The sequence below is a fragment of the Enterococcus sp. AZ141 genome (assembly GCF_051714385.1).
Lineage (GTDB): Bacteria > Bacillota > Bacilli > Lactobacillales > Enterococcaceae > Enterococcus_D > Enterococcus_D entomosocium.
This window is the reverse complement of sequence record NZ_JBIORT010000001.1, coordinates 2,991,372-3,015,378: the sequence shown is the minus strand read 5'-3', so window position 1 is coordinate 3,015,378 and position 24,007 is coordinate 2,991,372. Positions and strand designations below refer to the sequence as shown.

General features: G+C 41.7%; 26 protein-coding genes and 1 riboswitch. Of the genes, 18 read left to right on the top strand and 8 right to left on the bottom strand.

The annotated features are described in order from the left end of the window. Position 1 precedes the first annotated feature (1 nt). The 10 genes from ahpF (at position 2) to dat (ending at position 11,642) form a co-directional block, all read left to right on the top strand. Entirely contained in the window at positions 2-1,531 is a 1,530-nt protein-coding gene (gene ahpF, locus IGI89_RS13950; RefSeq protein WP_008381970.1) for an alkyl hydroperoxide reductase subunit F, read from the top strand. 359 nt (positions 1,532-1,890) lie between these two features. Beyond that, positions 1,891-3,786: an endonuclease MutS2 gene (locus IGI89_RS13945; RefSeq protein ID WP_008381968.1), complete on the top strand. Its 1,896-nt coding sequence runs from the start codon at positions 1,891-1,893 to the stop codon at positions 3,784-3,786. 288 nt (positions 3,787-4,074) lie between these two features. Next, positions 4,075-4,250, top strand: a riboswitch (M-box (ykoK) riboswitch). 126 nt (positions 4,251-4,376) lie between these two features. After that, positions 4,377-5,531 (top strand): FtsW/RodA/SpoVE family cell cycle protein, encoded by a 1,155-nt coding sequence (locus IGI89_RS13940; RefSeq protein WP_008381965.1) that lies wholly within the window; start codon positions 4,377-4,379, stop codon positions 5,529-5,531. Continuing rightward, positions 5,509-6,702: an FtsW/RodA/SpoVE family cell cycle protein gene (locus tag IGI89_RS13935; RefSeq protein WP_008381962.1), complete on the top strand. Its 1,194-nt coding sequence runs from the start codon at positions 5,509-5,511 to the stop codon at positions 6,700-6,702. The genes IGI89_RS13940 and IGI89_RS13935 overlap by 23 nt, the downstream gene beginning before the upstream one ends. Then, a complete protein-coding gene (locus IGI89_RS13930) occupies positions 6,699-7,352 on the top strand; it encodes a phosphatase PAP2 family protein (protein ID WP_005236185.1) in 654 nt (217 codons plus the stop codon). Before IGI89_RS13935 ends, IGI89_RS13930 begins: the two co-directional genes overlap by 4 nt. A 1-nt stretch (position 7,353) precedes the next feature. Then, positions 7,354-8,277, top strand: a complete 924-nt coding sequence (locus IGI89_RS13925) for an LCP family glycopolymer transferase (protein ID WP_042890381.1) — start codon at positions 7,354-7,356, stop codon at positions 8,275-8,277. Positions 8,278-8,477: 200 nt separating this feature from the next. Further along, complete coding sequence (locus tag IGI89_RS13920; protein ID WP_005236183.1) at positions 8,478-8,894, top strand: GNAT family N-acetyltransferase; 417 nt, start codon at positions 8,478-8,480, stop codon at positions 8,892-8,894. Positions 8,895-8,967: 73 nt separating this feature from the next. Then, positions 8,968-9,396, top strand: a complete 429-nt coding sequence (locus IGI89_RS13915) for a hypothetical protein (RefSeq protein WP_244733605.1) — start codon at positions 8,968-8,970, stop codon at positions 9,394-9,396. A 161-nt stretch (positions 9,397-9,557) separates the two neighbouring features. Next, positions 9,558-10,658 (top strand): AI-2E family transporter, encoded by a 1,101-nt coding sequence (locus tag IGI89_RS13910; protein WP_008381956.1) that lies wholly within the window; start codon positions 9,558-9,560, stop codon positions 10,656-10,658. Positions 10,659-10,787: 129 nt separating this feature from the next. Beyond that, a complete protein-coding gene (dat, locus tag IGI89_RS13905; protein ID WP_438735750.1) occupies positions 10,788-11,642 on the top strand; it encodes a D-amino-acid transaminase in 855 nt (284 codons plus the stop codon). Positions 11,643-11,739: 97 nt separating this feature from the next. Here the strand turns inward: dat and IGI89_RS13900 are convergent, their stop codons facing one another. Both IGI89_RS13900 and IGI89_RS13895 read right to left on the bottom strand, forming a co-directional pair. Continuing rightward, complete coding sequence (locus IGI89_RS13900; protein WP_005236169.1) at positions 11,740-11,913, bottom strand: hypothetical protein; 174 nt, start codon at positions 11,911-11,913, stop codon at positions 11,740-11,742. Continuing rightward, complete coding sequence (locus IGI89_RS13895; protein WP_438735749.1) at positions 11,913-12,578, bottom strand: NAD(P)H-dependent oxidoreductase; 666 nt, start codon at positions 12,576-12,578, stop codon at positions 11,913-11,915. Before IGI89_RS13895 ends, IGI89_RS13900 begins: the two co-directional genes overlap by 1 nt. 164 nt (positions 12,579-12,742) lie before the next feature. Here IGI89_RS13895 and IGI89_RS13890 point away from each other — a divergent pair, with 164 nt between their 5' ends. The 4 genes from IGI89_RS13890 (at position 12,743) to IGI89_RS13875 (ending at position 16,735) form a co-directional block, all read left to right on the top strand. After that, positions 12,743-12,925: a hypothetical protein gene (locus IGI89_RS13890; RefSeq protein WP_008381949.1), complete on the top strand. Its 183-nt coding sequence runs from the start codon at positions 12,743-12,745 to the stop codon at positions 12,923-12,925. Between the two features lie 170 nt (positions 12,926-13,095). Further along, positions 13,096-13,878, top strand: coding sequence for a MurR/RpiR family transcriptional regulator (locus tag IGI89_RS13885; protein WP_087664169.1), 783 nt, complete (start codon positions 13,096-13,098; stop codon positions 13,876-13,878). Between the two features lie 103 nt (positions 13,879-13,981). Further along, positions 13,982-15,544 (top strand): maltose/glucose-specific PTS transporter subunit IIBC, encoded by a 1,563-nt coding sequence (gene malX, locus IGI89_RS13880; protein ID WP_008381946.1) that lies wholly within the window; start codon positions 13,982-13,984, stop codon positions 15,542-15,544. A 30-nt stretch (positions 15,545-15,574) separates the two neighbouring features. Then, entirely contained in the window at positions 15,575-16,735 is a 1,161-nt protein-coding gene (locus IGI89_RS13875) for a MalY/PatB family protein (protein ID WP_438735748.1), read from the top strand. 63 nt (positions 16,736-16,798) lie between these two features. On the opposite strand, the gene IGI89_RS13870 is transcribed toward IGI89_RS13875, so the two are convergent. After that, positions 16,799-16,969, bottom strand: coding sequence for a hypothetical protein (locus IGI89_RS13870; protein ID WP_005236154.1), 171 nt, complete (start codon positions 16,967-16,969; stop codon positions 16,799-16,801). Between the two features lie 185 nt (positions 16,970-17,154). After that, positions 17,155-18,555, bottom strand: coding sequence for a C69 family dipeptidase (locus tag IGI89_RS13865; protein WP_086317380.1), 1,401 nt, complete (start codon positions 18,553-18,555; stop codon positions 17,155-17,157). 165 nt (positions 18,556-18,720) lie between these two features. On the opposite strand from IGI89_RS13865, the gene IGI89_RS13860 reads away from it, so the two are divergent. The 3 genes from IGI89_RS13860 to IGI89_RS13850 all read left to right on the top strand — a co-directional run bounded on the left by IGI89_RS13860 (position 18,721) and on the right by IGI89_RS13850 (position 20,214). Then, positions 18,721-19,140, top strand: a complete 420-nt coding sequence (locus IGI89_RS13860; RefSeq protein ID WP_016612115.1) for a DUF4430 domain-containing protein — start codon at positions 18,721-18,723, stop codon at positions 19,138-19,140. Then, positions 19,124-19,669, top strand: a complete 546-nt coding sequence (locus tag IGI89_RS13855; protein WP_016612116.1) for an ECF transporter S component — start codon at positions 19,124-19,126, stop codon at positions 19,667-19,669. The genes IGI89_RS13860 and IGI89_RS13855 overlap by 17 nt, the downstream gene beginning before the upstream one ends. A 173-nt stretch (positions 19,670-19,842) precedes the next feature. Further along, positions 19,843-20,214 (top strand): hypothetical protein, encoded by a 372-nt coding sequence (locus IGI89_RS13850; RefSeq protein WP_005236147.1) that lies wholly within the window; start codon positions 19,843-19,845, stop codon positions 20,212-20,214. Positions 20,215-20,303: 89 nt separating this feature from the next. Here the strand turns inward: IGI89_RS13850 and IGI89_RS13845 are convergent, their stop codons facing one another. Continuing rightward, positions 20,304-20,576 (bottom strand): hypothetical protein, encoded by a 273-nt coding sequence (locus IGI89_RS13845; RefSeq protein ID WP_005226206.1) that lies wholly within the window; start codon positions 20,574-20,576, stop codon positions 20,304-20,306. 135 nt (positions 20,577-20,711) lie between these two features. On the opposite strand from IGI89_RS13845, the gene IGI89_RS13840 reads away from it, so the two are divergent. Beyond that, positions 20,712-20,909 carry a hypothetical protein gene (locus IGI89_RS13840; RefSeq protein WP_438735747.1) on the top strand — a complete coding sequence of 66 codons (198 nt, stop codon included), beginning with the start codon at positions 20,712-20,714 and terminating at the stop codon, positions 20,907-20,909. A 36-nt stretch (positions 20,910-20,945) separates the two neighbouring features. Here the strand turns inward: IGI89_RS13840 and IGI89_RS13835 are convergent, their stop codons facing one another. The 3 genes from IGI89_RS13835 to rsxC are packed head-to-tail and all read right to left on the bottom strand — an operon-like array spanning position 20,946 to position 23,942. Beyond that, positions 20,946-21,518: a hypothetical protein gene (locus IGI89_RS13835; RefSeq protein WP_244733610.1), complete on the bottom strand. Its 573-nt coding sequence runs from the start codon at positions 21,516-21,518 to the stop codon at positions 20,946-20,948. A 23-nt stretch (positions 21,519-21,541) separates the two neighbouring features. Continuing rightward, positions 21,542-22,612 carry an RnfABCDGE type electron transport complex subunit D gene (locus IGI89_RS13830; RefSeq protein WP_077453450.1) on the bottom strand — a complete coding sequence of 357 codons (1,071 nt, stop codon included), beginning with the start codon at positions 22,610-22,612 and terminating at the stop codon, positions 21,542-21,544. Next, positions 22,605-23,942 (bottom strand): electron transport complex subunit RsxC, encoded by a 1,338-nt coding sequence (rsxC, locus tag IGI89_RS13825; RefSeq protein WP_438735746.1) that lies wholly within the window; start codon positions 23,940-23,942, stop codon positions 22,605-22,607. The genes IGI89_RS13830 and rsxC overlap by 8 nt, the downstream gene beginning before the upstream one ends. Positions 23,943-24,007: the final 65 nt, after the last annotated feature.

Sequence of the window (24,007 nt, the reverse complement as noted above, 5' to 3'; positions counted from 1 at the left end):
CATGGCATTAGATAAGGCAATCAAAGACCAACTGACGCAATATCTAGCGATGCTAGAATCAGAGGTTGTTTTTGCGGCGACTTTAGGTGAGGATGATTCTTCAACGAAAGTACGTGAATTCTTAGAAGAAATCGCAGAAATGTCGTCAAAAATCACGATTCAAGCTGTAGCAAGTGAACGGACACCAAGCTTTTCGATCAATCGTCCCGGTGAAGAAAGCGGCATCGCTTTTGCTGGTTTACCGTTAGGACATGAGTTCACTTCATTTATTTTAGCGTTGCTTCAAGTAAGCGGTCGTCCGCCGAAAATTGACGAAGCACTACAAAAGCGTATCAAAGCGATCGATAAGCCATTACATTTTGAAACCTATGTCAGTTTGACCTGCCATAACTGTCCTGATGTTGTTCAAGCGTTAAATATCATGGCAGTGCTAAATCCTTCCATCAGCCACACCATGATCGAAGGTGGGATGTTCAAAGAAGAAATTGACAAGAAAAAAATTATGGCTGTGCCAACAGTCTTTCTAGATGGGGAAGAATTTGCAAGCGGCCGACAAACGATCGAACAGTTGTTGGAAAAAGCAGCTGGTCCGACGAGTAAAGATGACTTTGCTGAAAAAGAGCTTTTCGATGTATTAGTTGTCGGTGGCGGACCTGCAGGCGGAAGCGCAGCGATTTATGCAGCGCGTAAAGGCATCAATACTGGGATGGTTGTCGAAACAATGGGTGGACAAGTAATGGAAACCCTGGGGATCGAAAATATGATCGGTACCCCTTATACCGAAGGTCCAAAATTAATGCGTCAGGTAGAAGAGCACATCAACGAATACAATGTAGACGTGATGAAAGGTCAGCGTGCGAAAGATATTCGCCGCAATGACGTCATCGAAGTTGAATTAGAAAATGGTGCAGTATTAAAAACCAAAACGGCCATTTTAGCAACTGGCGCTCGCTGGCGCAACATCAATGTTCCGGGAGAAAAAGAATTCAAAAATAAAGGTGTTGCCTATTGTCCGCATTGTGACGGTCCGTTATTTGCTGGGAAAGAAGTTGCCGTCATTGGTGGCGGAAACTCTGGGATCGAAGCAGCAATCGATTTAGCTGGCATGGCGAAACATGTCTATGTTCTTGAATTTTTACCAGAACTAAAAGCGGACCTTGTGCTACAAAACCGTTTGAACACGTTAGATAATGTGACTGTTATTACGAATGCGGCAACGAAGGAAATTGTTGGATCCGATCATGTCGAACAATTGACCTACGTTGATCGTGAAACGAATGGTGAATTCACTTTAGCTGTGGAGGGTGTCTTCATTTTGATTGGCTTGATGCCGAATACTGAATGGTTAAAAGATCGTGTCGTCTTAAATGAACGCAATGAGATCGTGGTGGACAAACATGGCGCAACCAACATTGAAGGGGTCTTTGCAGCGGGAGATTGTACCGATAGTGTATACAAACAGATCATCACTTCAATGGGTTCAGGTGCCACTGCTGCATTAGGTGCGTTTGATTACCTGATTCGCTCGTAAGTAGGTAAGTAGCTTATTATTTGATCTAGATCAGAAACGTCTCAGGAGCTTCTAGCAGCTTCTGAGACGTTTTTTCTTTGAGGGGAAGGAGATTTGAAGGAAGTTGACAGAAGGACAGTTTCTATATTACAATGAAAAAAACTCGTTCAAAAAAGAAAGAGGTATATTAATGAGTGTCGTAGGTATCTAATCAGCTAATTAAAACAAATAAGCAAAAACAGACTGTTTATTTGTTGTGCCTGTAGATACCGATAAAAATCGTTATTGATGAATCAGGTGATGGGAGACTATCGCTTTTTTTGTACACTTTTTTGGACGGGGATGTTACCGGGATCCTCAGGCACAAGAAAGGATCACTCATGAAGATACCTCAAGCAACTGAATTTGAACAAATTAAAGAACAAGTAAGTAAAAAAATAATCAGCGATTATGGTAAAGCACGTTTTGCCAATGAAAAACCAGCAGCTACGATCCATTCCGCCCAAAAACGAGTGTCTGAGACAACTGAAGCGATGGCGCTATTAGACGCCGGACGTCAAGTCCCTTTCATGGGGCTTCAGCATGTCTTACATCATACGAAGAAGATTGAAAAAGGCTTTGTATTGGAGCCGCAGGAATTGATTGAATACGGAGACTTTTTACGGTCTTTTCGCATCATCCGTCAATTGTTTGAGAAAAATCAATCAATTGCCCCAAGATTGCATCACTATGCTCAGGGGTTGGCCGACTTTTCTGAAATCGCCGAAATGATTTTCCAAAAAATTCGCAATGGTCAGGTAGATAGTAACGCCAGCCGAGAATTACGGAAAATTCGTGGCATAATTGAGAAATATGAGGCCGATTTAAAAAAAGTTTTTGCAAAGTTTTTTAAAGAAAGTCGCTATCTGCAAGAAAACCGTGTGATCAAAAAGAACGACCGTTATACGCTGCCGGTACGTGCCGAATTTCAACAGCAAATTAAAGGGACGATCATCGAACGTTCTAATAAACGCGCGACTGTTTTTATTGAACCAGAGGCAGCTGCCCGTCTGAATGATCGATTGATTTTGGCACAGGCGGAAGAAACGGCCGCCCAATACCAAGTTTTATCAGAATTGACCGGGGCAATCGCCGAACAAATGAATGCAGTATTTGCCTGTCTTGATATTTTAGTGGTACTAGATATTATTTTTGCTCGCGGAAAGTATTGTCGGGAAATCAATGGTCAACCGATAGCAATTACTGAAGAAGAAGTTTTGCTTCTTGATCAAGTCCGGCATCCTTTACTGGGCACTGATGCTGTTCCTCTATCTTTAAAACTAGGAGAAGAGAACCGATGTATGGTCATCACAGGGCCGAATGCTGGTGGTAAGACGGTTGTCTTAAAAACCGTCGGACTCGTTTGTGCGATGGCACATTACGGCTTGTTTCCAGCGCATAATGGCAACAGCAGCGTGCCGTTTTTAAAAAGTCTTTGGATGGATATCGGGGATCAGCAAAGTCTAGAAAATTCTTTAAGTACCTTTTCTGGACACATGTCGAATATTGCACAGATCATGACGAATGCCAGCCGGAATAGTATCGTTTTGTTAGATGAAATTGGCAGCGGGACTGAACCAAATGAAGGGGCAGCTTTAGCGATCGCCATTATGGAATCGATCTATCGATCGGGGGCGTTAATGATCGCCACGACTCATTATGGTGAAATCAAGCAGTTTGCTCTTGATCACCAAGATTTTGAAACAGCGGCGATGGCTTTTGATGCCAAGACCCTGACGCCGAAATACCGCTTGTTGACCAATGCGGTCGGTGAAAGTAATGCGTTTTGGATCGCCGAAAAAATGGCGATTCCTGCTGAGGTCGTGCAAACGGCAAAGGACTATTTAAAGAATAAATCTTATTCTTTTGAGAAGCAGCCTTTTGAGACGTCCAGAAAACGAACCGATCCTCAGGAAACAAAGTCTGAGCACATTTTTCAAAAGGGAGACCAGGTCTTTTCAGCAGAGCATGAAAAACGGGGAGTTTTTTATGAATACTTGGAACAGGGACAAGCGAAGATTTATATTGAGAAACAATGTTTCGTTGTTGCTGCTCGGCGATTGCAACTGCTCACCAAACGAGAAGCACTCTATCCAGCCGGCTATGATCTAGATCAATTATTTTCCGATTTTGCCCAACGTAAATTTACCCGAGATATTGAACGTGGGTCTAAAAAAGCGCAAAAGCAGTTACGAAAAGCAGCGCAAGAGCGTCAGGCCAAACGATCATTGGATTGATCGGCACAGATATATTTAGAGCGGGAGTATAAAATCAAGAAAGCAGCTCTTTTTCGAGTTTTAGAAAAAGAGCTGTCTTTTTTTGAAAATGACCGTTTTTTAATAACGTGTATGATCGAAGGGAATCCAGTGATGGTCGAATGATTTCCATTGATTTTTCTTTAAATATCGGAAATTACTCGAAATATCTAAATTCTTTAAGAAAAGTTAAAGAAAAATAAAAATAACAAAGAATGGGTTGTATCTTTATACGAGGAAGGGTACCATTCATAGTGGATTGAAAATAACATATAACCTTGTTAGGTGAGGCTCCTATACAAACATAAGCTATTGCGCAGAAACGTCGAAAGACGCCAATGTGTAAAACAGGAATTGTCGGATTAAGGCTTTTCATAAAATAGCTAAGAAAGGGAACAACTTTCTTTACGTTGTATAGTGCTAAAACTCGGACGATGAGATTGCTAGCAAAGTCTGACGTCCTAAGAGAAGTGAGACTTTTTTGCTTTTCTCTTTGATGGATGACTAAGCTCAAAGGGCATAATAACTGGTACCGTCTGAACACCTACTCCAAGGCAAGAGGAGTGGAAGCAATGATAGAAAAAAAGAAGATCGATTGGCTGCTGATCATAGCTTATTTGCTATTGAGCCTTATCGGTCTTTTAATGATTTATAGTGCAAGTTCTTATCGTTTATTAACGAGAGATCAGCCGCCAGCAAGCTTATTTATGCGTCAGCTTGTCTTTCTGTTACTCAGCTGGGTGCTCCTTTTCATTATTCAGCGAACACGGCGTGAGATTCTGCTCAGTAAATATTTAGCGATCGGTCTGTTGGCATTTGGCGTCTTTACTTTACTATTGGCACGTTTGCCGTTTTTCGGTGTTTCTGTCAATGGAGCGCAACGATGGGTCTCGATTGTAGGGATACAATTTCAGCCCTCAGAGATCGTGAATGTGGGCATGGTCTTATACCTTGCTCATTACTTTCAATCAGCAAAAACTACCTTGCAGGAAATGAAACGTCCGCTTTTCGTTTTATTTTTGTGCTGTGTGTTGATCCTCATTCAACCAAAAGTAGCCGGCGTGATGATTTTACTTTTCTTGGCTTTTATCATGATTACCACGGTTCAGGTACCCGTTAAACTCACGGCTCTTTTGTTTGGCGGGTTATTAATCAGTCTGTTCTTGGTTGCTATGTTGATCCTCTTTTTAGGAAACAATGATTTATTGCCCCACATGTTTATGCATGTGTATAACCGAATTCGATTAGTGGGAGATCCATTTTCCGACCCATATAATCAAGGATTCCAAATGATCCATTCCTACTATGCTTTGTTCAATGGTGGTCTTACGGGCCTTGGTTTAGGAAATAGCATCACCAAGAAAGGCTTTTTACCAGTAGCAGAGACTGATTTTATTTTCTCCGTTTTAGTAGAGGAATTAGGGTTGATTTTCGGCATTTTTGTCATCGCTTTATTATTCGTAATTATTTTACGTCTGTTTATACGATCAGCGGCAATCGCAAATCCTCAGATTGGCTTAATATTATTGGGAACCAGCACGTTGCTGTTATTACAAACAAGTATCAATATTGCCAGTATTTTAGGGTTGATGCCGATGACGGGGGTACCTTTGCCATTCATTAGTTATGGTGGCTCCAGTTACTTTATTCTTTCATTTGCCTTCAGTTTATGCCTGAAACTAGAACGAGAGGAGGGTATACTTAATGAAGTTCCTCAAACGACATGAAGCAAACTATGCTTTATTGCTGCCGATTTTCCTGCTGTTTTTGTTAAGTATCTGGGTACAACATCAGGCTTCTGTGATGGATGGCAATGATCCTTCAGGGATTGTTTTTCGGCAGATCCTCTTTTGTATCCTTTCGGCGATTGCTCTTTTTGTAACGAGTTTGATTCCTACGAATTTACTCCTCCGCTTTTCTGGTCTTTTGTACTTACTATCACTTGGTTTGATGGCCTCTCTTCATTGGTTTTACGATCAAACGATGTTTGAACAAACGCACACCAAACGGTGGATCAGATTTGGTGCGTTTACGATTCAGCCTTCTGAGTTTATGAAAGTGGCCTTTATGCTCTTTATGGTCTATCTCACTTTAGTCTATGAGAAACGTAAAGCAGAACGAACAATCAAATCCGATTTGATCTATGTTACTAAGATCCTGCTATACAGCTTACCCACATTTTTATTGATGTTTATGCAGCGGGACTTTGGAACGAGTTTGGTGTTTATCGTGATGTTAGGTGCCTTATTCATCATTTCCGGTGTTCATTGGAAAATACTGACCGTCGTGATCGGTTTGATTGCCGCTCTTGGTGCTATTTTGTTGCTACTCGTATTCACGGAATGGGGCAATCGTGTGTTGTTTCGCCTTCACTTTTCACAATATCAATTGGATCGGGTGAGAGCCTGGGCAGATCCACTCGCGTACCAAGATTCCATCGCTTTCCAACAAGTCCGCAGTATGTGGGCGATTGGTTCTGGCGGCTTATTGGGGGCACCTGATACCCATACAACGGTGTATGTGCCGGTTCGGGAGTCAGATATGATCTTTACAGTCATTGGAGAAACGTATGGCTTTTTAGGAAGTACTTTAGTCATCTTCCTTTATTTCTATCTGATCTATCAAATCATTTTTGCTGCTTTAAAAACAAATAACAAAGCATCGGTCTATATTGCGATTACCTATGTGTTTGGTTTGGTTTTTCAAATTTTTGAAAACATCGGAGCGGCGATCGGTTTGCTGCCTTTAACCGGCATTCCCTTACCATTCTTAAGTCAAGGAGGAACCTCTCTGATTGCGATCAGCATTGCTATGGGAATTATCTTTGGGTTAGACAAATTTCCGATAAAAGCCAAAAATAGGTCGTATACATTAAAAGAAAGTAGGGGCTTAACATGAGTAAAACAGCAAAAAAAGGAGTGATAGGCGGAATACTCTGCAGCTGTTTTGCATGGCTGTTTTTCCTCGTTGCATTAGAACCGCGCTGGTTCCAAAGCATCGACAACCTTTTTTCCCAGTTGCCTCAATGGCGGACACCTGCTGTGGAATCGCTTTTTCTCCCACTTGCCAGTACGGCTACGATCATTCCCATAGCTGTCGTTCATTTCCTGTTAGCAAGTATTTTATTTATGCGCAAGCAGCGGTTAGAAAGTCTTTGGTTGATGGGGAATATGATTGTGATCAGTGGTGTTGGTCAAGTGATCAAGAAAGTAGTTGATCGACCGAGACCGGATTTTGCTGACAGTATGGAACGAGCATCAGCAAGTTTTCCGAGTGGACATACATTATTAGCGACCACGTTGATTATTTCTCTCCTCTTTTTCTTGGGGCAAACAGTTCCTGCCAAAAGAGGCAAGCGTCACTTTATCCAAAACATGGCCCTATTTCTAGGATTGATCTATTTGTTGCTGATTATGATGAGTCGGTTGCTATTTGGGGTTCACTATCCCAGCGACTTGCTAGCAAGTATTTTATTGGCAAGTGGGATCAGTTATATCACCTATGCTTTCGTCTTTTCAATCAAAAAATATGTACTTAGGGGGAGATAAATTGAGTACAGCAAAAAAACTAATAATCATTTTCCTGATATTGCTGACCGGAATTATCTCAGCAGGAACTGTCTATGCGGTTAGGGTGTATTTTCAAGTAGAGGATGTTGCCCACTCGATCCATCGTCCAATCGAAGGACGAGAAGAGGCGGAAGTCATCGAAAATGCCGAGCCTCTAAGCCTTCTTTTGTTAGGGATCGCCAATGACTCTCGTCGCAAAACCGATTTTCGCGCCAACACCATCATGGTAGCAACGTTGAACCCTGCCACAAGAAAAACCACCCTCACGAGTATTCCTAGAGATGCTTATGTGGAAATCGTGGGACAAGGGTACCATGATAAAATCAATCATGCCCATTCTTTTGGTGGGGCAAAAATGATGATTGAAACCGTCGAACAATATCTTGATATACCGATCCATCATTATTTCTCCTTAAACATGGATGGGATGGCAGATCTTGTTGATGCAATTGGTGGCATCACGGTTGAAAATGAATTTGCTTTTACTGCTGAGAAAATCGATTACCCAGAGGGGGTCCTCGATTTAGATGGCTGGGAGGCGCTTCAGTATACTCGTATGCGAAAGGATGATCCAGAAGGTGACTATGGCCGTCAGCGCCGTCAGAGAGAAGTGACTGAGATTCTTGCAAAAGAGTTAGTTTCACTTTCCAGCGTGATGCGGATTCAGGATCTGCTAACGATCATTGGAGAAAATGGCGAAACCGATCTAACTTTTTCGCAAATGAGTCAATTATTTATCCAATATCAATCAGCATTAGGGACTGTCGAGTCTTACCAAATGGCTGGCAGTGGGTTCACCGGCGATGGCTTCAGAGGAGAATATGGAATTTCCTATCAAGAAGTAACGCCTGAAGAGCAACAGACAACGAGCCAACGTTTAAAAAATGAGTTGTTGATTGATTAACGTCCTGGCTTAGAAACAGAACCAGTTCAATTTTGTTCTTCAAGTATTTCGTAATTAGAGTTGACAGCCGCTTTTCCTCAGGATACTCTTTAGTCAAGCAATGCATCACGGCTTGATAACAAGAGTTTGTTTGGAAAAGAGCTGTCAACTCTATTTCTATTGTTCCACCCTATCGCTAAGTTATTACAAGGAGGAAAAGTATGAAGATCGTCTTTAAAGACCAATTACCATCTGATTCAAATCAAGTACTCGCTTTGTATGAGGGAGTTGGCTGGAGCGCCTATACTAAAGATCCCGAGCGTCTTTTAAAAGCGTTAGCCCACTCAGAGGTGATCACGGCCTATGTTGAAGAGCAGCTAGTGGGGCTTATCCGTTGCATAACCGATGGACAAACCATTCTTTATATTCAAGATCTATTAGTAGCATCTGAGTTTCAAGGTCAAAAAATTGGTCAGCGATTACTCAAAAAAATGCTGGCGAATCATCCATCAATACGGCAAAAGGTTTTGATTACGGACAACACAGAAAAAACGCGTCATTTTTATGAGGCGTGTGGCTTTTCCTCTGTGGAAGAGCAGCAAATTGCCGCATTTATCTATTCAGCAAAAAGCGAATAAGGAATAAGAAAATCGATGTGTCACTGAGAATATTTTTTTAGTTGCGTTGGGTTTTAAGAAGGAGTGGAGAAAAATGAAGATGCGCTTTGCGTTACTTTTTTTGTGTCTCTTTATTGGTGTTGGCGCTTGTGGAGGAAGTCTATTGGCGTTTAAAAGCATTGAGCCGTTAAGCAAAGGGGAGACATTTGCTGGTTTGGAAGCGGCCATGCTGCAAGGAACACCCTTCACGACCTTCTTAATTCCCGGCTTGTTTTTGTTCGCTATCTTAGGTTTGGGTAATCTGATTGTTGTTTTCCTCTTGCGGCTTAACAAAGGGTACCACGGGGTAATGCTTTTAGGCATGAGTTTAGTTGTCTGGATCATCGTGCAGGTCATCTTATTACGAGAATGGAATGTCTTGCATGTGATTTTCTTTTTGCTAGGATTGCTCCAGTTTGCTTCAGCAGTCTACTTTGTCAGACGGTTGCATATTCCGTTGCCGTTTTCAGCTCATCAAAATTGATTAGATTCGAGATATAGAGATGAAAAAAATTAAATTAATTGAAAGTTTGCTATGAAAAACATGGATTTTTGGAAAATTCTTCTTGAAATCATCCTTCGTTTTTAAAATTATGCTAAACTGAAAGAAGTTGAATTACTTTCTAGAATCAGGAGGATTTATTATTGGAGTTTCTTAAAAAATCAAAAATTTTTGCAGGTCTAGTGATCGTCTGTCTCTTAGGGATCGCGGTCTGGATCTATTCAAATATACTGTTTGTCTTTCGACCACTGGAAGCCATTTTTTCTAGTGTCTTTTTACCAGTATTGATTTCGATTTTTATTTTTTACATCTTTTTACCTTTCTTTAATTGGGTGAAAAAAAGAACGAAAAAGAAAAGCATTGCGCTATATTCGACATTGCTGCTGATCGTTTTTGCAGCGTATTTGATCGTTCAGGTGATTGGACCAGCATTAGCCTATGAGATGGGGCGTTTTATCAATCAAATTCCCATCATCATCAATTTGGTGATCGATACTATAGATCATTCTTATTTAGAAGAATTATTTGGTCCTTTTATTGATTCGATTGATATTTCCCAAGCTAGCAACTTTGCCTTACAGTTTATTACCGGGGCAACCAATAGTCTGACGAGTTTGATCTCCATCGTTTCTCATTCAGCGATCGTCTTGTTTACGATCCCACTGTTATTAGTGTATATGTTTAAAGACGGTGAGAAAGTTCCTGATTTTTTGGCAAGTAAGACACCGAAAAACTATCAAGGCTTAATGCGACAACTTTGTAGTGATTTTCATCAAGCAGCGTCAGCGTACATCGGTGGGAAATTGCTGGTTTGTTCTTATGTTGCGGTTTCAAGCTATTTCATTTTTTCTTTGCTAGGCTTACAAAATGCCTTACTATTAGGATTAATTTGCGGCGTTCTGGACATTATTCCTTATTTCGGCCCCTTTATCGGAGCAGCACCAGCCTTTTTATTTGCGTTAAGTCAAGACATTCGAACAGCTATTTTTCTGATTGTCGGAATCACGATCATTCAGTTAGGTGAATCGTATCTTGTTTCACCATTAGTGATGAAAAAAGTTTTGCATATCCATCCAATCATTGCGGTTTTCTTATTATTGATTGCCGGCAACTTGCTTGGATTTGTAGGCATGATCGTGGCACTGCCAGTGTATTCGATCGTGATGGCAATGTCTGGTACATTGTTGCGTTTTTTTCAAGAACGAAAATTAGAACGATCTGTAATTGATAAAGATTCATTATAACGAAAATGTTCTACCTTGCTGTTGGAGCGGTCTCCATCAGCAGGTTTTTTTGTTTTTATGCACTACGTAGCAAGGCCTCAAGACAAATGCTATACTTATTGAAACGAGAAGGACGATAGGAGTGAGGAAATGAAGGTTTTATGGAACGATCAAATCGTTGATCGAGAAGCGGTGAAAATTGACATTGAAGATCGCGGTTATCAGTATGGTGACGGAATCTATGAAGTGATTCGAATCTATAATGGTCGCTGCTTTATGTTAGGAGAGCATATGACTCGCTTAGAAAGTAGTGCGCAAAAAATTAAACTGACGTTGCCTTATACAATTCCCAAATTAACTGAAAACCTTAAGTTACTGGTTAAAACCGAAGGAATCACAGAAGGAGAGATCTATCTTCAAATCACCAGAGGAATCGCCTCTCCCCGCAATCACGAGTTCCCGTCTGCTGGAGCAGTCAAAGGAGTCGTGACCGCAAATGTGATCCCCTTTGAACGACCTCTGGAAATGCAGCATGCAGGGCTATCTGCGACCGTTCTTCCAGATGAGCGTTGGTTGCATTGTGATATCAAATCATTGAGCTTGTTAGGAAATCTGTTAGCGCTAGATCAAGCGATCGAAGCGGGGTTCGATGATGCACTCCTGCAACGAGATGGATGTTTCACGGAAGCTTCGGCATCAAATCTCTGGTTTGTCATTGATGGTATCGTCTATACACATCCGGATGGACGCTTGGTATTACCAGGTATCACGAAAATGAAGGTGCTACAGTTGTGTCAGCAATTAGAAATTCCTTATCGAGAAGAACCTGTCCCTGTTGAGGCACTAAACAACGCGCAAGAATGTTTTTTGACCAATTCTGTCTGGGAAATTGTGCCTATCGTCAAAGTAGATGGGAAATCAGTTGGCAATGGTACATTGGGTTCGATCACGAAACGTTTGCAAGCAGCCTATATCGCTGCTACAAAGAGTATGTGCGAATCCTAGTTAACAAGCAAAAGAAACGATTCAAAAAAACTTTGGCCCACCCAGCATGTTTTATAGCTAGGTGGAACAAAGTTTTTTTTGGATACAAGTGCAGATTTTACCATTCACTAGGATTCCACAATTTTCCGTCAAGTTCTCCTTGTTTCAATTCGATTCGAATTTCTTGCTGATGAAGCAACTTCTCTAGTTCTTGCAAAAATGCTTTTTCGTGATAGTCAGCTGTTTCTTTTATTGACTGCTCTATCAGTGGCTTCAGCCATTCGTGATCCATCACAGCACCTCCAATTCAGTTAAAGCGTCATCTAATTCGATCAACGTTTCATGGTTTTCCTGCAACAAGGATAGCAAAGGAGCAAGCTGCGGTTTTTCAGAAACCAAACGCGCCAGCTTTTCGTTAAACCATTGTTGCTTTTGATCAAATGTAAAGGGAGCCGGCATTAATAAAAGTTGCTGATAGGCAATGACAAAGGCTCGTTTCTCTTGTTCTGATTTATACATCAGTTGATCGAGGACAACGATGGGGAGTACCGTCATTTGGTGTTTTTTTGCCATGAGTACCAGTGGGTGCAAAATTTCATTGAAGGTCGTATTTTCTCGGCCGCCTAGCTGAAATTCTTTGGCGGCAACGCCGGTAGAAACGGCGAAACTGATTTCCTTGCCCACCAATGCAGGGGTACATTTTTCCCAAACCGTATCGATCCAAGCTTTCATTTTTGCTGGAACGCTGTACCAATATAGGGGGAATTGTAGAATCAAACGATCGCATGTTTGCAACAGCATCCGTTCATTGGCGAGAGAAAAATCAGAAAGATCATCAAGGAAATGCATGGTGACGTTAGGAAGCTTGGCACTTTCACTAAAGAATCGTTGGGAAAGCGAATTGTGGAAATCCGGATGGCTGGCTACCACTAAAGTTTTTATCATGAGACTGATCATCCTTTCCTATTACATTTACCATATTTTACCAAAAAGAGAAACTAGTCTGCTTTTCTTTTTGTCGAAGTTCTTCTCTTTTAGTTTCGTTTAAGGTACTTCTTTTATACTTGTTATAAGAAAAAGCCAGTAGCGGCTTAAGCGTGATAGAAATGGGGGAATAGAGGATGGAATCAAATGATCCCTTGATGAAAGGTCTAGCAACTATAATAAGGATCGTTGCAAATACAGTGAACTATGTCGAAAATGGACTTGCCAGTTGCAAACAACGAATTGATGGAAAGCGTCAAACGAAAGAAAATGATTACGGCAACGGGCAAGAGTTTACTGAAGTGACTGTCTACAGATGACCGATGCAAAGAAAATAACAAAGATGGCTCACTCCTCAAAGGGTGAGTCCTTTTTTTTATTTCAAGCCATTCATCATCAGTTTGTACTTTTGTTGAGGGAAGGTATAATGTGTAAATGAAGCATAGTGGAGACGGAAGAATGAAGCAATAGTAGAGAGGAGAAGCAGGTGATGAATCATTTATATAAACGAATCCAATACAAAATTCCAGAGCTGAACCGAGTAGAAAGAACGGTCCTTAACTATTGTTTAAGGGCGCCCGAGAAAGTTTCAGAAATGACGGCCGATGAGTTAGCTTCCCAAACGTACACCAGTCAAGCGACGATCAGCAGAATGGCAAAAAAGCTTGGCTTTACCGGTTTTCAAGAATTCAAATTTTCACTGAAGAATTATCAAACTCTTGAAAAAAAATCATCTACTCAAGCTTCTCTTGGTTTATCCCCACTGATCAAGCAAATGATTGACCAGCTGGCGGCATCCTTATCAATGATCGAAGAAGCCGACTTTCAGCGTGCCGTGGAAATGCTTCAGCAAGCACAACGAATCGAATTTTTTGCTTTAGGGCAAAGTGCGCCGGTTGCATTATCTGCGAGTCGAAAGTTGCGGTTCTTAGGAAAAACGGTTGGCGCTTCAACGGATTGGGATGAATTGACAACCATCGCTAATCAACTATCAAAAAAAGATATGGCTATTTTTATTAGTCATAGTGGGGAAACAATCGGGATGCTAAATTATGCTAACCGGTTGAAACAAAGAGGTGTGCCGATTTTAGCCTGTATTGGTCAATCAACAAGCACGTTGGAAAAGCTTGCCACCTTCTCTTTTTCTGTTGAAATGACAACGATTTATCATCATGAAGTCGATTTGAGCCCACGGATCTCTTTAGCAGCGTTACTGGATATTTTAATTATTCAATACGCCAATCAAATCGAACCAGGACTTGATCCTGAATGACCATTCCATTTTGTGAATGGTCATTCTTGTTTTGGTAACTGTATTGTAAGCCTTCTTGATATCGTTTACATTTTAAGAGATAAAAGTGTTAGGAGGAAATGATATGCAAAAAGGAAAGAAAGCAAGCTGGATGGAAATTTTTCAAGGACTTGGGAAAACATTTATGTTGCCAGTCGCTTTACTCGCATTCATGGGTTTATTTTTAGGGATTGGTAGTTCATTTTCATCTTCTTCAACGATCGACGTTTTCCCATTTTTAGGTGCCTCTTGGCTTCAAGTGGTTTTTCGTTTCATGTCAACGATCGGTGGGTTTGCCTTTAGTTACTTACCCGTCATGTTTGCGATGGCGATTCCTTTAGGTCTAGCACGAAAAGAGAAGGGAGTTGCGGCATTTTCAGGCTTTGTGGGCTATGTCGTGATGCATTTATCCATCAATTTTTATTTACAAGAAACGAATCAATTAGCTACTGCAGATCAACTTCGAGAAGCAGGACAAGAGATCGTTTTTGGCATTCAAACATTATCAATGGGTGTTCTAGGTGGTATTATCGCAGGATTGATCGTTTATAAATTGCATACGCGCTTCTACCATTTTCAATTGCCAGATAGTTTTGCCTTCTTTTCAGGAGCCCGGTTTGTTCCAATCATCACCTCGCTTACTTTAGCTGTGGTCGGGGTGATCATTCCGATGATTTGGCCATTGTTTGCTATGATCATCACAGGAATCGGACATTTGATCCAACAAGCTGGTCCTTTCGGTCCGTTCTTATTTGGTTCAGGTGAGCGCTTATTACTGCCATTTGGGTTACACCATATTTTGGTTTCCATGATTCGCTTTACCGAAGCAGGGGGAAGTCAGCTGATCGATGGTCAGCAAGTCTTTGGGGCGTTAAATATTTTTTATGCGGAATTACAAAACGGTTTAAGCATCTCACCAAGTGCAACGGCGTTCTTGTCTCAAGGGAAAATGCCAACCTTTATGTTTGGCTTACCGGCAGCAGCATTAGCTATGTACCAGACAGCAAAACCTGAGAATCGTTCAAAGATAAAAGGCTTGTTGATTTCAGGCGTCATTGCAACTTTTGTGACAGGAATTACTGAACCAATCGAATTTTTATTCTTATTCATCAGCCCTTTATTATGGATTTTTCATGTCATCATGACAGGTGCTGGATTTATGGTAATGAGTCTATTGGGTGTCACGATTGGAAATACCGATGGGGGCGTGCTTGATTTTCTTATCTTTGGCGTGATGCAAGGCGCATATACAAAATGGTGGCTCGTTCTGATCGTAGGAGCTTGCTGGTTTGCCCTGTATTACTTTGTTTTTAAAACAGTGATCCTTCGCAAGAACTTGAAGACACCTGGTAGAGAAGAGAACAACGATCAAACGAATGAGTTGGAAGAGGAAATGACCTATTCTGGAAAGAGTGGCTACGATGCCCATGGTATTTTGGCAGCTTTAGGGGGAGCAAGCAATATTGATTCTTTAGACAATTGCATTACACGGCTACGCCTCGTTCTAAACGATGGTACATTGGTTGATGATGAACGGCTAAAAAAACTAGGTGCGCTTGGGGTCGTTCACTTAGATGATACGAACGTTCAAGTAATCATTGGAACGAAAGTAACAACAGTCAGAAATCAACTTGATGCGATTCTTTAGCAAAATTGTCAAGTAGTAGGAGTGAAGAAAATGTTTTTTGATGAGCCAATCAATCGTAAAGGAACCCATTGTACCCAGTGGGATTATGTGGAAGACCGTTTTGGTGAAAAAAACTTGTTGCCATTTACGATTTCCGATATGGATTTCAAGGTGCCAGCTGTAGTTGAAGCGGCACTTATCAAGCGGATGCAGCACCCGGTATTTGGGTATACACGTTGGAATCATAATGAATTCAAGCAAGCGGTCTGCAAATGGTATTCTGAACGCTTTAAAAGTAGGATCGACAGCGATTGGCTGGTCTACAGTCCTTCCGTCATGTATAGCATCAAACTACTCGTCACCTTACTCAGCAATCCAGGAGATGGGATCATTATTCAGACGCCAGCGTATGATGCGTTTTATAAAATGATCAAAGAGAACAAAAGAAAAATCGTACCTAATGCACTCATCTATGATGCCAACTCGTATCGCATTGATTTTGAAGAGCTAACAAGATTGATGGCACAGCCTGAAAACAAAGTTCTTCTCTTATGTAGTCCTCATAACCCAACTGGGAGAGTCTGGCAAAAAGATGAGTTGCAACGAATGATCGAATTGGCGAGAATCCATGATGTATTTATCATCTCTGATGAGATTCATATGGATATTGTAAGAAAAGGACAAAGGCATCAACCAATCATTGAATTGTTGCAAAAAAATGTAGCCCTTGTTACTTCGGGAAGCAAAACGTTTAATTTCCCAGGGTTGATTTATTCTTATGGAATTATTCCTGATTCCAAGTTGCGTGATCGCTTCTTAACTCAGTTGAAAGAAGCCGATGGGTTGAGCTCCACCAGTATTTTTGGCATGACCGCAACGATTGCTGCCTACGATAATGAAAGTAAGTGGGTGGATAAGCTCAATGACTATCTGGATGATAACATTGCTTATGTGATTGCTTATTTACAGGAATATCATCCAGAACTCGTGGTCACGAAAAGCGAAGCCACGTATCTTATGTGGATTGATTGTACAGCACTGGATTTAACGATGGTGGAATTGCAGCAACGAATGATTCGTAAGGGAAAAGTCGCGATTATGTCAGGGGAAATCTATGGGAATGAAGGGAGAAATTTTTTACGCCTAAACGTTGGCTGTTCGCGAGAAAAACTCATTGATGGATTGAACCGATTCACATTGAGTTTGACATAACAAAAAAGAACCCACTGAGCAATCAGAAAGATCCTGTATTCTTTCTAATCGCCAGTGGATTTTTTAGTCTTTGGTCCTGTGGGGAGTTGATGTAGTAGTAGCGGGGATTGGTTCAACGACATGGAAATAGCCTTTTTTGTCTTGAATGATCAGCATATCTTGCTGACTCTGGCTCTTGATGATTTCACCTTTAACAATTTCGTTGGTGACAGTCCGATAAATACTTGCAGTCATGCTCATTCCTCCCAACGTTTTTTCCCAACTGGTCTTCAATAGGGGGACCAGTACAAATCAATTGCTTGATTTGTACCAGCAAGGAAAAAGAAAACGAATTGGTATCTTTAGTATAGGAGAGCAATGTTTAGATTGCTGCAATTCCATGTAAAGTTTTTGTTAATCCTTTTATTTTCAACGATTGACTAATCGGCTAAAGAAAAACGCAAGGCCATTTTATTACTGCCAGACTCCACCATTTTTCCTAGTAACGTTGTTGCATTTTTTAAATACAGTTCGGCCATCTCAGCGTTGGCTTCTTCAAGCAGACGAGTAGGCTCCTTTTCAGCGGAAGCTTTACGATCAGTTTCTTGTTGGATGCGGCGACAAGCCGCCATCGTTTCCATTTCAAAACGGTTGGCAAGATCACTATAGCGATCGTAGTCGCTGTCCCCAATCAACGCCAAGGTGCGTCCTAACCAATAGCTATTTGTTGGATCGTAGGTCTTTGTCGTATCACAATAGCCAAGTGGGGTCTTAGTGATAGCTGCATAAAAGGGCACAACGCCGTTGAAGGTATTGGGGCCAAAGGCGAGCCAATGAATGCCAGCGATTGCTGCAGGCACGTGGTTGCGGATCTGCAAAATATGGACTTGCTGGTTGCGATTGAGAGCAATCGATCGAAATTGTGTTTTTTGTGTCTCGGTCCCTGTACCGTAAGGGTCAAAAGGCGTATTTTGGAAGTGGGAGCTCAATGCCCATTTTACATCTTCCACGGATAGCTTTTGTTTTGGGTAGCATACAAACGGGAGCTCTTGATCGATCGGTTCAGCAACTGTTCCGCTAAAGTGTTTTTGAATGTACCATGCCCGCGGGTTGTTGTAACGGGTATCTTTTTCTGAGGAGCTGCCAAAAATATGGCGTAGATTAATGCCTTCAAAATCAGGATTTAATTGATAGTCTTCAATCAACTGTTCGAGATCCTGCGAACACAACGTCATTTCTGAGGCGAAATCGAAGTGATCAATGTTTAAGCGATTGGGTGCCACGACATAGGCATCATCTGGTATGCGAACAGCTGCCCAGTGATGTCCACCGATGGTTTCCATATACCAAATTTCCTCGGCATCAGAAAACGCGATCCCGTTGGCTTCGTAGGTCCCATAGGTTTCTAAGAGTTCCCCTAGGCGAAGAACACCTTCTTTAGCGGAATGAATGTAAGGCAGTACAATGCTGACGAAATCAGCTTCCCCGATACCATCTTCCACATATGGATCAATGGCCAAAACGCGTGAATTGGTCGTAATCGTTTCTGTCGCAGTCATGGCGATATTTACTTCATTGATTCCTGAAGCTGCCCAGACTCCTTGGGATTCATCTGCTTCAGGTGTCGAAGTATAACGTAAGGGATCCTTAGGTAAACGGATTCGACAGCCGCTTAAAACGGCGTAAAATTCATTTCCTTGCTGTTCTGGAGTGATGACGACGAATTTTTGCGGTTCCGAACCGCTCCCTGAATCTTCATTACGGGCAATCAGGGTCGAGCCGTCAATCGATGCTTTTTTTCCTACTAGTAAAGTGGTACAGGACGCTTTTTTTCTATCCATCTTTCCAACACTCCTTCATTTCTTCTTACGAATGATTGAAGCTAGTATACCCATAGTCACATGGATTTACAATGCTTTCTATAGAGGGGAACAAAAAAATTTCGCCTTTTTTATTTATTTTTAGTACAATAAGGTGTTGTAAAAAAAATCAAGGGAGCCATTATTATGAAGAAAACAGTAATTTTTAGTTATATTTTTTTACTAAGTCTGGTTTTTGCCGGATGTGCCAAACCATCGATGGATGCGGGTAACTCCTCTAGTGACTCTTCGTCAGTCCAACAAAATGCCGAAGAGCGCACTGCCCAAATCAGCTTCAATAATAAAAGTGAAGAGCAAGACCAGGAGATCGAAACCAAAACGGTCACTTTTAAAGAAGGGGTTTCTTTGATGACTATCATGAAAGAGAACTTTGACTTGGAAGAAAATCAAGGGATGATCACCAGCATCGACGGTTTAGCCCAAGATGAAAAAGCTGGCTATTATTGGACATATACGATCAATGATGAAATGATTACGACTGGGGCAGATGATACCTTTTTAGGAAACAACGATAAAGTGGTTTTCACCTATGAAAAATTCGAATAAACCACTTGTATTTGCTGGAAAAGAAATTGCTTATTTAGGGTTGCTTGTAGCAGCAGCCGTCGTCGGCAGGACACTTTTTCAACCTTTACCCAATGTTCAACCAATGACGGTGATCTTTTTATTAGTAACCATCCATTTAGGTCTTAGTCGTGGATTGATCGTTTGTCTGCTCTCGATGCTGATTACCAATTTTTACATGGGAATGGGGGTATGGACGATTGCCCAATTGATTAGCTATGCCGTCGTAATTTTTGGAATGTATCTATTATCAAAAAGCAAACTGTTTATGAAAAAGTTGTATTTACAAGTCATTTATAGTGTATTTGCAGGTTTTGCGTATGGCTTTGTGATATCTTGGATCAGTGTCAAGCTTTATGGGTTTCCTAGTTTTTGGGCTTACTATTTTCAAGGAGTGAGCTTTGATGCGTTGCATGCAGCGGGGAATGGCATCTTTTATTTGATGCTGGCACCGATTTTTCTGCGACTTTTCCAACACTACTATCCAAATAAAGACAGCGAAGGGCACTAAGCGCCTCGCTGTCTTTTTGCTTGACTCAGCAGTCGTGGTGACAAAAACGTCTATGTCTAGAGGAAAAGTCTTTGATGATCAAACGTGTTGAATGGGGCTATGTGAGGAAACAAGCAGGCATATTGTTGTGCAAAAGCGTTTTCTGCAGGTATCCTTAAGGTATCTAAGGAAGGATGTGGCTTTTGATGAAATGGATCGTGAAAAAAGATGATTTAGAAAGCTACCGTGCGAAGTTCCATGGAAAACTGGCTGGTTATGCCGAGGAAGCCAAAATGATTGCCCTGCCAACACCAAAGTATTTTATCGTGGTGGTTGACGAAGAAAAAATCCACTTGATTCAGTTAGATCTGCAATTTCATGAAAAAGGGATGCAGACAATTATGATCCATGAGATCACAAAATTACAACTAGGCGGTGTGGTAAATAAAAAAGTTCAGATTCAGACACCTTCGTCCACTGTCAAATTAATGATCAAACCGTTGGCGATCGGTATCAAAGAGGAGCAAAAAGCCTTGATCGATCGGTTTACCAGAATGTCGCGATAAACATCGGAGGAACACGCGGGAAAAATCAGCTGGATTTTTTCAGAAAAAAAGCAAGGGCAGTTGTCTGCACTTGCTTTTCGTGAGTCCTGTTATTCTGGCGTACCGACGATTTTAATAAATTCATCGATATTCTTGATCTTCATATGTTTGATCACTAACTGTTCCCGCTTGTTCCATTTTCCTTCAACTTCTAATTGGTATTTATTTAATGGAAGGCGTAAGACATAGCTGGCTAAGTAGCGATCCTTAATAATGCAATTTACGATTTTGTGGTCTTCTAAAAGTTGGATACCTGTCAGCATCATTGGCGTTTCTTGAAAAACGCGGCTATTGACTAACAATCCAGTGTGGGTTTCGTTCATGGGATCTTCCTTTCTGATAAACCTGGGATAAATCATCTTTCTGTCTGTTATGTTACCTGATTTGCATCAGAAAGGCAATTCCTATAATAAATCCTCGTTATTATAGGTCAAGCACAAAGAAAGGAGGGAAACGACATGGTTGGGTATAATCGTTTCTCAAATGAGTTTCAAAAGGCTTCGAAAGAACTCCGTGAAGGGAAGAAGTCCAAAAATGCCAATAAGGGGCTGCGAACCCGACAAAAAATCGCTGCTGAAAAAGAGCAAAAAGCACAAAGTGCTTTTTCGACTGGTTTTTTGATCGGTTCCTTCAGAGAGTTATTCCGCAAAAAATAAGCAAGTTCCGCTTCCAAAGCGGGACTTGCTTTTTGTTTAGAATAAATAATTGAAGAAGACACCATTGAGAAAGGAAAAGCTTAGATAGAATAGAAAAAGTGTTACGATATCCAGTGGTAAACCTTTTAGAATTGGCGGAATCGTGGCAATTTGATTCCGTGTATGAACCCCTGACAAAGCACAAGAAAAGAGGAAATACATGCCTACAGCAACAAATAAATTGGTTAAATAATCGGTATAGGGAAATTGGGTCACGGTGGCGATCGTCAGCAAGAAGACACTGACTAGGGTCGTCTTTTTTAGATCATTCGTCAAGAAACGGTTTTTTGCTGGAACGATCAGTAAACACAAGCCCCCCGCAATCAAGGCGATGATGGCAGCACTTACCAAGTTGGTGACCACTTGATTGCCATAGACGAAACGATTTTGAAGTAAAAGATAAAAGCTTAACCCACTGAACAAGTAAGCGACCGCAATGATCCCTGAGAGGAAAACCACCCGTGTCGTCACGTTCGGTTTTTTCTCTTTGACGGTCGGTGCCAAATTTTGACAGGCGTAATTTGTGAGTAGAATGACTAGAAAGACCACTAGCCGATTGGCGATCATCATAAGGAACCCTCCTTTTTTGCGATTTAGCTCATGATTTTAAGGTTGAACGGGGTCTTTTTTCCTTCCCCTAATATGCGAAGGCGTAAGAAGCGATCAATAAGTGGGGTAAAACAATTCATGATCAAGATGGCATAACTCATGCCTTCATTTGTAAAACCAAAGAAACGGAAGAGCACAACGAGGAGGCCAACGCCTAAGGCAAAAAGATTTTCTCCTGCTTTTGTTCCTGGTGTCGAAGAATAATCAGTCGCCATATAAATCGCACCCAACATGGCACCACCACTGATGATATGACCGATGACCGTTTGCCAACTGCCAGTAAAAAGTCCTTCTGGACCAAGGATAAAAGCAAAGAGCCCGATCGTCGCAAAGATAATCAGTGGGATACGAGGGGAGATGATTTTCTTGTAAACGAGAAAAATCCCACCCAACAGTAAAAGTAAGGCACTGGTTTCACCGATTCGTCCTCCGGTAAATCCTAAAAAGGCATCCACTAGTTCAGAGCCACTCAACGTTTCTCCTGCTTTCATGACAGCTAATGGTGTGGCACCAGAAACAACATCGTTCGCTGTAGCCTGCGAAACGACATCAGGTGCGATGCTGCCAAAAGGTGGATCAGGCCAACTGATTAGAAACATTTGGTTATAAAACAAGCCAATCAACAGGGCTCGACCGCCGAGGGCTGGATTTAGAAAATTATAACCAATACCGCCAAAAAATTCTTTGACGATGATTACGGCAAACGCCACCCCAATCACGGGAAAATACCAAGGTGCGGTTGGTGGGAGGTTCATCGTTAAAAGCAAGGCCGTCACGACGATGCTTAAATCGAAGCGAAACGGCCGTTTGACAAGATAGGACCAAAGTCCGTCGGCAGAAAACGCCGTGGCTAGTGCAATGAAAAACAAGCCATAAACTTTCAATCCAAAAAGGTAGCCAGAGAATAAAACTGCTGGCAGCAAGGCTAATACTACACACCCCATGATTTTAATGGTCTCGTCATTGCTGCGAATATGGGGGCTTGGGGGTGTTTCTTGATTTTTCCTTTGCTGAAAGAGACGTTCGCTATCGGAATCCTTGTAATAATCAGGCACTTTCCTTCGCCTCCTTTTGCAACTGGGCAACTTTGCCTTTTGCGGCAGTGATATTGGCAGCTAAGGAACGTTTAGCTGGGCAGACGAAGGTACAGGCACCACAATTGATACATGCTTCTGCCAATAATTCTTCACACTTTTGATAATCCCCCGCTCGATAAAACTGATCGATCTCCATTGGCATGAGGCGCATTGGACAAGCTTCGACACATTTGTTGCAGCGAATACAGGGGTTTTCGGCATAGAGCCAATCGGTTTCTTCATTAAAAACAACGATGCCGTTGCTGCCTTTGGTGACCGGAACTTTCAAGGTATTGACGGATTTTCCCATCATTGGTCCACCAAGAATCAATTTGCTGGGGGCTCCTTGAAAGCCGCCGGCAAAGTCGATCAATTCTCCTGCGAGTGTTCCTAACGGATTTTTGACGATGCAGGGATTTTGAACATCGCCGGTAACGGTTGTATAGCGTTCAATCAACGGTTTGTCATAACAGACCGCTTCGGCGATGGCAAAGCTGGTGGCAACATTGATCAAGACGATACCGATATCGGCAGTCAAACCACCTAACGGCACCTCTTGATCGGTCAATAACTCTACTAACTGCTTTTCACCACCGGTTGGATAAACAGTTGGGACAGTAACGACTTCTATCGTGTCATCCTCTGCACTTGCGGCTTGCATGGCTGAAATGGCTCTTGGTTTGTCATCTTCGATGCCTATTATGATTTTTGGACCATCCAGTAACTTTTGGGCAATCTTTGCACCGTGAATGATTTTCTGGGCTTCTTTTTGCATTAAGAAAGCATCACTGCGTAAGAACGGTTCACATTCAGAACCATTTAAGATCAAAGTATGGATTTTTTTGGTTTCATCAATACTGAATTTGACATGGGTGGGAAACGTTGCACCGCCTTTGCCGGCGACGCCGCCTTGACGGATTTTGTTGAGGATGGTTTCGTTAGCAGCAGATTGCCAGTCGAAGGGGGCTGACAAAAAATCATTTTGATAAGCATAATCATTTTCAATGATGATGGTTTTTCCTTCTTCATTGTTTTGATTCGGCCAATCGACCATGTCGACGATTTTACCCGAAACAGATGCATGAATTTTGGCAGAAACAAACGCATCAGACTCAGCGATCACTTGCCCTTGCTTGACGTAATCACCAACGGAAACAATCGGTTCCACCGGAGCACCAATATGTTGTGCTAAAGGGATAAAGACCATCGTGGGTGAAAAGGTAAGAATTTCATCTTGTTCGATCATTAATTTTTCTTTTAACATTTTTAATGGGGGACTTAGTGAAATGCCGCCAGTAAATGTTCTCATAACCAACACTCCTTTCTCTCCTAAGTTTATTCTAGCATGCCATAAGGAATCACAAAACCCAAAAC

Bases quoted from the DNA above. Each gene is read 5' to 3' on its own strand.
- IGI89_RS13940 (WP_008381965.1), top strand. From the start codon at position 4,377: ATGATAGAAAAAAAGAAGATCGATTGGCTGCTGATCATAGCTTATTTG.
- IGI89_RS13865 (WP_086317380.1), bottom strand. From the start codon at position 18,555: ATGGATAGAAAAAAAGCGTCCTGTACCACTTTACTAGTAGGAAAAAAA.
- IGI89_RS13835 (WP_244733610.1), bottom strand. From the start codon at position 21,518: ATGATGATCGCCAATCGGCTAGTGGTCTTTCTAGTCATTCTACTCACA.
- rsxC (WP_438735746.1), bottom strand. From the start codon at position 23,942: ATGAGAACATTTACTGGCGGCATTTCACTAAGTCCCCCATTAAAAATG.
- IGI89_RS13860 (WP_016612115.1), top strand. From the start codon at position 18,721: ATGAAGAAAACAGTAATTTTTAGTTATATTTTTTTACTAAGTCTGGTT.
- IGI89_RS13915 (WP_244733605.1), top strand. From the start codon at position 8,968: ATGAAGATGCGCTTTGCGTTACTTTTTTTGTGTCTCTTTATTGGTGTT.
- IGI89_RS13945 (WP_008381968.1), top strand. From the start codon at position 1,891: ATGAAGATACCTCAAGCAACTGAATTTGAACAAATTAAAGAACAAGTA.
- dat (WP_438735750.1), top strand. From the start codon at position 10,788: ATGAAGGTTTTATGGAACGATCAAATCGTTGATCGAGAAGCGGTGAAA.
- IGI89_RS13895 (WP_438735749.1), bottom strand. From the start codon at position 12,578: ATGATCAGTCTCATGATAAAAACTTTAGTGGTAGCCAGCCATCCGGAT.
- ahpF (WP_008381970.1), top strand. From the start codon at position 2: ATGGCATTAGATAAGGCAATCAAAGACCAACTGACGCAATATCTAGCG.
- IGI89_RS13920 (WP_005236183.1), top strand. From the start codon at position 8,478: ATGAAGATCGTCTTTAAAGACCAATTACCATCTGATTCAAATCAAGTA.
- IGI89_RS13875 (WP_438735748.1), top strand. From the start codon at position 15,575: ATGTTTTTTGATGAGCCAATCAATCGTAAAGGAACCCATTGTACCCAG.
- IGI89_RS13855 (WP_016612116.1), top strand. From the start codon at position 19,124: ATGAAAAATTCGAATAAACCACTTGTATTTGCTGGAAAAGAAATTGCT.
- IGI89_RS13935 (WP_008381962.1), top strand. From the start codon at position 5,509: ATGAAGTTCCTCAAACGACATGAAGCAAACTATGCTTTATTGCTGCCG.
- IGI89_RS13845 (WP_005226206.1), bottom strand. From the start codon at position 20,576: ATGAACGAAACCCACACTGGATTGTTAGTCAATAGCCGCGTTTTTCAA.
- IGI89_RS13870 (WP_005236154.1), bottom strand. From the start codon at position 16,969: ATGACTGCAAGTATTTATCGGACTGTCACCAACGAAATTGTTAAAGGT.
- IGI89_RS13885 (WP_087664169.1), top strand. From the start codon at position 13,096: ATGAATCATTTATATAAACGAATCCAATACAAAATTCCAGAGCTGAAC.
- IGI89_RS13840 (WP_438735747.1), top strand. From the start codon at position 20,712: ATGGTTGGGTATAATCGTTTCTCAAATGAGTTTCAAAAGGCTTCGAAA.
- IGI89_RS13850 (WP_005236147.1), top strand. From the start codon at position 19,843: ATGTGGCTTTTGATGAAATGGATCGTGAAAAAAGATGATTTAGAAAGC.
- IGI89_RS13890 (WP_008381949.1), top strand. From the start codon at position 12,743: ATGGAATCAAATGATCCCTTGATGAAAGGTCTAGCAACTATAATAAGG.
- IGI89_RS13930 (WP_005236185.1), top strand. From the start codon at position 6,699: ATGAGTAAAACAGCAAAAAAAGGAGTGATAGGCGGAATACTCTGCAGC.
- malX (WP_008381946.1), top strand. From the start codon at position 13,982: ATGCAAAAAGGAAAGAAAGCAAGCTGGATGGAAATTTTTCAAGGACTT.
- IGI89_RS13900 (WP_005236169.1), bottom strand. From the start codon at position 11,913: ATGGATCACGAATGGCTGAAGCCACTGATAGAGCAGTCAATAAAAGAA.